This is a genomic window from Streptomyces sp. NPDC002640, assembly GCF_053592575.1.
In genome coordinates this window covers 57,434-64,359 of sequence record NZ_JBSFVZ010000014.1, presented here as the reverse complement: position 1 = coordinate 64,359, position 6,926 = coordinate 57,434, and the positions used below count along the sequence as shown (strand labels likewise).

The 6,926-nt window shown below is 73.3% G+C and carries 2 protein-coding genes and 1 pseudogene; 1 reads left to right on the top strand and 2 read right to left on the bottom strand.

Annotated features, from left to right (window positions below; all coding sequences use genetic code 11):
• Positions 1-174: 174 nt before the first annotated feature.
• Entirely contained in the window at positions 175-3,066 is a 2,892-nt protein-coding gene (locus ACWD3O_RS19930; RefSeq protein ID WP_451416787.1) for a helix-turn-helix transcriptional regulator, read from the bottom strand.
• Positions 3,067-3,666: 600 nt separating this feature from the next.
• Here ACWD3O_RS19930 and ACWD3O_RS19925 point away from each other — a divergent pair.
• Positions 3,667-3,768: pseudogene (locus ACWD3O_RS19925) on the top strand (L-threonylcarbamoyladenylate synthase); the annotation flags it as partial.
• A gap of 69 nt (positions 3,769-3,837) precedes the next feature.
• Here ACWD3O_RS19925 and ACWD3O_RS19920 read toward each other — a convergent pair.
• Entirely contained in the window at positions 3,838-6,828 is a 2,991-nt protein-coding gene (locus ACWD3O_RS19920; RefSeq protein ID WP_451416786.1) for a S8 family serine peptidase, read from the bottom strand.
• Positions 6,829-6,926: the final 98 nt, after the last annotated feature.

Sequence of the window (6,926 nt, the reverse complement as noted above, 5' to 3'; positions counted from 1 at the left end):
CCGACGGCGAACCCGTCGCCGACCGGATCGCCGCCACCGACGACGACGAGGAGCTGATCAACCTCATCCGGGAGCAGCTCGGCGCGGGCCTGGACGACTGACCCTCCCGGCACAACAGCGTGGCCCGGACCGGTTCACCACCGGTCCGGGCCACGCCGTCGTGCCGTCAGCGGGTCAGCTCACCTTCTCCTGCACCTTCCTCGGCTGCTCGCCGTCCACCGCCAGCAGCCAGCTCGGCAGGTCGGTGCGCTGCCGCACGTTCAACTTGCGGTAGGTGCGCGTCAGATGCTGCTCCACCGTGCTCACCGTGATGAAGAGCGCGTCGGAGATCTGCCGGTTGGTCCGCCCCCGCGCGGCCAGCACCGCCACCCGGAGCTCCGCCTCGCTCAGCAGGTCGTCCCGGTCACCGCCCTCCCCGGCCTGCGACTCGCCCTGCCCGCCCTGCGCGCCCTGCCACTCCTGCGCCTGACGCACCCACGACGCGGCATCCGCACCCTGCGCCGTCTCGTCCGCGCGGAACAGGAAACGCCGGGCGTGACCCGCCTCCCCGGACTGCCGCATCACCTGGTCGATGTCGGCCAGCGCCCGGGCGAGGCCCTGCCGGTCACCGCAGGACTGGAACAGCTCCACCGCCTTGGAGAGCAGCTTGCGCCGGTGGTCGGGCGCGGCGGTCGAGGCCAGCAGGCGCAACGCCCGGCCCCGCGTCCGCTCGTCGAGCCCCTGCGACACGTGCAGCTGGTCCCGCAGGAGCTGCGCGGCGAGCGTGCGCTCCCCGAGCCCCATCTGCACCCGCGCCAGCTCCAGCCGCCACGGCACCAGCCCGGACGCCTCCAGGTTCCAGCCCCGCATCATGGCGCCGCAGCGCTGGAAATCCGAGGAGGCGGCCTGCCGGCGCCCCATCGCCAGATGGTGCGACCCCCGGGCGACCAGGTAGTGCGCGCCGATCGGGGTGCGGAACATCCTCTCCGGCACCGGCTCCGCGAGCCACCGTTCGGCCTCGGCGTGCCTGCCGGTCTCCGTCGCACAGCTGATCAGCGTGCCCAGCGGCGCGCCGACGACCACCCCCCACGCCGGCGCCGGCAGACCCTCCAGCGCGGCACGGGCCCCCTGCTCCGCCTCGGCCAGGTCGCCCAGCCGCAGCGCCGCCTCGGCGCGGATCGACTGCAGCACGCCCCGCCACACCGGGGTGTGACGGGCCTCGGGGCGGCCCAGCAGCGTGTCGCTCCACGCCACGACCCGGCCGGCGCGCCCCCCGTACAGCAGCGCCAGCAGCGGAGCGACCAGCAGACCGCGGTTGCCCCGGTCCAGGTGGTGCCGCTGCAGGAACTGCTCGGCGGCGGCCGCGCTGTCCACCCCCTCCGTGGGGAGCAGGGCACTGCCCAGCACCGAGACGGCCTGCAGCAGCGGGCTGACCGAGTGCGGCGCGGTGGCCGCCCGGCTCCACCGGTCCCGCGACTCCCGCACCGACACCAGGAAGTCCGGGTGGGACAGGGAGACCAGCAGGCGCATCGCCTGCAGCCGGCCGTCCACGGTACCCGCCGCCCCGCCCGCCTTCGGCTCCGCCTTCCCCGGGACGGGGGTTCTCGCCTCCCGGCCCGGGGCGACCGCGTCGGCGGCCTCCTCCGCCCGCCCCTGCCACAGCAGGTACGGCACCGCCGAGACGGGCGCGGGCGCCGGGTCCTCGTCCTCCCCCGCCGACTGCACCAACAGGTCCAGATCACGGTCCGCCGCCAGCGGGTTCACCTGCCAGCGCGCCCCGACCAGCATGGTCGCCAGGGCGCCGCGCCGCCCCTCGTCGGCACCGGCCCCGCGGCCCAGCCGCAGGTACGCCACCGACAGATCGGGCCGGCCCGCCGCCAGGGCCTGCTCGGCGGCGTCCCGCAGCACCGGCGCCACCCACTCCTCGCCCGTCCACCCGGAGGCGACCAGGTGCCCGGCGACCACGCTCGACGCGGCGCCGTGCTCGTGCAGCGCCTTGGCGGCCCGCTCGTGCAGCCGCTGCCGCACCTCGGCCGGCGTGTCGGCCAGGACGGACTGCAGGATGCGCGGATGCCGCAGCCGGTCGGTGTCCACGAGCCCCGAACTGTGCAGCACCCGCAGCGCCGACGCCACGGAGCCGGGCGGCATGCCGAGGAGCTGGCCGACCAGCTCCTGCGACGCCGACCGGTCCAGCACCGCCAGCGCCTGCGCGACCTTCCGCGCCTCCGGCTCGTGACGGTAGAGGCTGTGCAGCACGGCCTGGCCGAAGGCGTCACCGGCGCGCGGCACCGGGGCGGACCCGCCGTCCTCGCCCTCGCGCCCCTCCTCGGCCAGCAGGGCCTGCACCAGCAGCGGACTGCCGCCCGTCGTCCCCACCAGGCGCCGCGCCTCCTCCAGCGCCTCGCCGCCCCCCGCACCCTGCGACCCTGTGCCGCGGGCGGGAAGCGCCCGCGCCACCAGGTCCGCGGTCAGCGGCGGCAACGCCACCTGCGACAGGCGCGGCTGGCTGCGCAGCTCCGCGTGGAACAAGGGGTTCGCCGGACGGGACGTCAGGGCCTCCGACAGCAGCACCATCACCGGCACGTGCTGCAGCCGCCGCGTCACGTACAACAGGGAGTGCAGCGACGTCGCGTCCGCGTGGTGCAGGTCGTCCACCACCAGGACCAGCGGACCCTGGTCGACCAGCTCGAGCAGCGTCGCGAACACCTCGCGCGACAGCGGTGCCCACTGGGCCCCCTCGGCCGGCAGCTCGTCCGCCGCCTCCCACCCGGCCTCGGCCGCGGGGACGACGTCGGCGGCCTCGCGGATCAGCTTCTCGGCCCGCGCCGTGTCGCTGCCCGCCAGCCGGGCGCCGTGCAGGAGCTGCCCCAGCACTCCGAAGGGCAGGCCCTGCTCGGCACGGGACCCGGCGGCCGTCAGCACCCGCGCGCCGGTGGCGACCGCGCCCCGGTGGAAGGTCTCCAGCAACTGCGTCTTCCCGCTGCCGACCGGGCCGGTCACCAGGGCCACATGGCCCTTCCTGTGGTGCGCGCACTCGTGCAGGTCCCGCCGGAGCCGGGCGAATTCATTGACTCGTTCGATCAGCACGACTGGTTCCGCCTCCCCGTCTACGGTTCCGGACCAGCGGTGGTGCCGATCCGACGCCGCTCCCCGTCCCGCGCCGCCGAGATACCGGCCCACGGATTCCCGGTTCCGATAAGAATTCTCAAAACCGAGGCAATGCCGAAGTCAAACCGTCGGCAGATTTGCATGTCTGACTCAGGAGAAGCAACAGAGGTCATCGGGGCGGAGCGGTGGAGCGCCCCCGTCGGCGCCGTGACGTGATCCCGTCGGTGCGGCGATCCCGTACTGCGCCGACGCGCCCGTGACCCCCGGGACCGGCCCTTCTCCCTGGCCGGAGACCGACGGGACGGTTTTTGGCCACGACGCGTCCCCGCACCGGCCGTTCCCGGGGGCCGCCGCGGGCCCCTTCTCGCGAACAGCGGGACCGAGGCGTCCTTCGAGCCGCTCTGGACGCCTTCTCGAGCGGGCCGCGAAATGCGCGGGCGCGCGCCTTCGCGGACGCCGGGGAAATGCCGACCTGTCGCAGTGAAGGTTGAGCGCTTCTTCGCGAAGGTGGAGTGAGCCTCTTTCACCTGTGCTGAAGGGTGAAAAGGCGCACTCGCCCAGAGGGCCTCCACTACTCGCTCGGGTGACTGGGGCACCGAGCCGACGACCGTCATTGACTTCCCCACCGGCGAGCTGCAGATCGTCCGCAGGGGCGCGGGCGACACCTCGCGGTTCGAGTAGCCGGCATGTGCGGAGCGTGTGTGTGGGCGGCACGTGGGGGCGTGCCGCCCCGCCGGTGGGTACAGGGATTCAGTTGAGGGTCAGGAAGGAGCCCGCCTCGTTGCCGTACTCGATCCAGGCGCCGGACCGGGCGTTCGCTGGGACGCCGGACCAGGTGGCGGTCAGGTCGGTCGGCACGCCGGGGGTGACGCGGGCCCGGTCGGGCGTGACCGTGACTTTGCCGGTGACGGGGCTGCCCGCGGTGATGTGGTTCGCCCGGTAGGTGTACGGGGTGACGGTCTCCCCGTCGGCCCCCATCGCGACCAGGGACACGAAGAGAGCATCGGCCGTGGGATGCGGCACGGTGATCGTGACCACTCCGTCACTGTCGGGGACGGCGACGTGGACGTCCTGGAGGACCCCGTCGACCTTGTTGCCCCACAGGACGCCCGTGATCGTGTCGTGCGCCGCGTCGAAGCGGACCGTGATCTGCGACGCCTTGGTGCCGGAGGGGATCTCGGCGTCGTAGGAGATCTGCTGCGTCGAGGTCAGGTTGCCCTGGGTGGCGGGTGAGGTGACGGGTCCGTAGGCGGTGGCCGTCAGAGTGCTGGTGGCCGGGGTGACCGGGAACTTGGTCGAGCCGCTGGAGGCGGAGCCCTTGATCTCGGCAGGGGCGCGGACGACCTGCGGGGTGACGACGATCGGGCTGCGGACGGTGGTGCGACCGGAGGTCCAGGTGAGGGCCCCGGTGGCGGCGCGTCCGGCGGGCGCGGTGGTCACGTCCAGAGTGACGGTGAAGGTGCGCTTCTGGCCGGGGTGGCTGAAGTGCAGTACGGACGGGCTCACGGTGGCCTTGATGCCGGGGAGATCCACCCGGGCGCGGTAGGTGCCGGCCGTGGTCGCGGTGACGGTGCGGGTGACGGTCTGCTTGCCGAACAGGTCGCCGATGGCTATGGACGGGTGGTTGAGGTCGCTCGGGTCGATGGCCTCGACGCCGGTTCCGGTGTCCACACCGGAGCCCTCGAGGTACGCGAGCCAGTCCCGCTCGCCCGAGTCGTAGACGAGTCCGGGCCGCGGTATGGCCCGTGCGTCCACCTCGCCGGCGCCCTGCGCGAAGGCGTCGTCGCTGTTCCTGCCGTCCGCGGTCTTCGTCGGCTTGGCGGTGGTCATCATGGCCGACTTGATGCTCATCGGGGACCAGCTGGGGTGCTCCGAGAGGTAGAGCGCCGCCAGGCCGCTGATGTGCGGGGTGGCCATGGAGGTGCCGGAATAGTAGCCGAAGTCGTGGCCGTGGTTGCCGTCCGGGGACACGGCCGCGAGGATCGTGACGCCGGGCGCGGTGATGTCGGGCTTGAGCAGGTCGCCGTTGCCGGTGAGCGAGGGGCCGCGCGAGGAGAAGCCGGCCACTTGGGGATAGACGTCCGAGGTGCCTCCCTCGGTGAGGGTGGCGGTGGCTCCGCTGGTGGCGGCGTAGGTGCGCACGGGGGCCGCGTCCGCGTTGTCGAGGTGGACGGCCGGCACGCTGTGCAGGTCGCCGTCCGTACTCTCGTTGCCGGGGTTCACCAGGACGAGGCCGATGCCGCCGGCCCGCTTGACCTCGGCGGACTTGTCGGCGCGGCCGTTGACGCCCCGTTCGCAGACGACGATCTTCCCGGTCGTGCGGACGGGGTCGAGGGAGTCCGGCATGCAGTGGTCCGCGTAGACGTCCACGGTGTCGGGGTCCCGGACCGCGGAGCCCCGGACGAGCGGGGCGGGGCCGACCTGCCGGTGCACGGTGGTGCTGATGCCGGTGTGGCTCGCGCCGTTGCCAAGGGTCACCGTGCCGGTGTGCGACTTGATGGTGCCCGCGGCGACCGTGGTGGTCCAGGGCGCGGTGTTGTCGAGGCTGGACGCCCCCGGGCCGGAGTTGCCCGCGGCGGTGGCGACGAAGACTCCGGCCGCGGCCGCGTTGCGGAGCGCGACCTGGGCCGGGTCGTCGTACGCGCTCTCGAACGTGCCGCCGAGCGAGTAGTTGATGACGTCCACGCCGTCGGCGACGGCCTGGTCGACGGCGGCGACGATGTCGCTGGTCAGACCGCCGTCCGCTTGGCCGCCCCTGCTCTGCCAGAGGGCTTTGTAGACGGCGATGGTGGCTGCGGGGGCCACGCCGGAGACGGTGCCGAGGTCCTCACCGTCGACCTCGGCGCGGACGTCGGCGTTGCCGGCCGCGGTGGCCGCCGTGTGGGTGCCGTGGCCTTGGCTGTCGCGCGGGGAGACGTATCCGGCCCGGTTGGACTCCGGAACGGCGTCGAACCAGGCGTCGCCGAAGTAGCGGGCGCTGATGACCTTCTCGTTGCAGGCCGTGGCGGTGAAGCTGTCGCCGCTCTGGCAGGTGCCCTTGAAGGTTCCGCCGTCCGCCTTGTGCATCACGGTGGTCGTGCCCACGCGGTAGGGGCGGTGGCGGTCCCTCGTGCCGGGTTCGAGGGAACTCAGGGCCGGGGCGTCGAAGGAGGGGTTCTCGGGCCAGATGCCCGTGTCGATGTCGCCGATGACGATGCCCTTGCCGGCTTCGGCGGTCCCGCTGAGGGCGTTCCACAGCCCCTTGCGGCCGGAGAGTCCGAGGAAGTCGGTGGAGTTCCGGTCGTCGGTGGCGTGGTGGAACCGGTCGGGGGCGATGTGCACGACGCTCCCGGTGTGAGCGAGGCGCACCAGTTGGCGGGCGTCGAGCCGGGCGCTGAAGGTGTTGGTGGTGACCGCGTAGTGCTGCCGGACGGTGGCGCCGACCTTCTTGGCGACGCGGGTCTGCTGGTCCGTCAGGTGGGCGCGGTACCGCTTGGCGGCGGCCGATGCGACATCAAGCTTGTCGCCCTCGGCGGGCTCCGTGGCGGGCAGGTCGCCCACCCCGCCGTCGTAGGTGACCAAGGGCTCGTCGGCGAGGGTGACCAGGTAGGTGCCCGTGGCGGATTCGGCGATCGGGGAGGCGGCGGGGACGGCGGTGGCGGTCGTGGCGAGGGGAAGGCTGAGCGCGGCAAGGGCGGTGGTGAGCAAGGCGGCGAGGCCGGCTCGCCGGTTGCTCGATGTTCTACGCGGCAGGAGTGACATGGACTCTCCTCATGGATTTCCACGCACGCCGGAGGGACGAGCGTGGGGGCTCGCCTGCGGTGTGCGCTGGGGGCGGGAATGTCCGAACCGTCTGGCAC

Excerpts from the sequence above, each read along its gene's own strand:
- ACWD3O_RS19920 (WP_451416786.1), bottom strand. The coding sequence starts at position 6,828 with ATGTCACTCCTGCCGCGTAGAACATCGAGCAACCGGCGAGCCGGCCTC.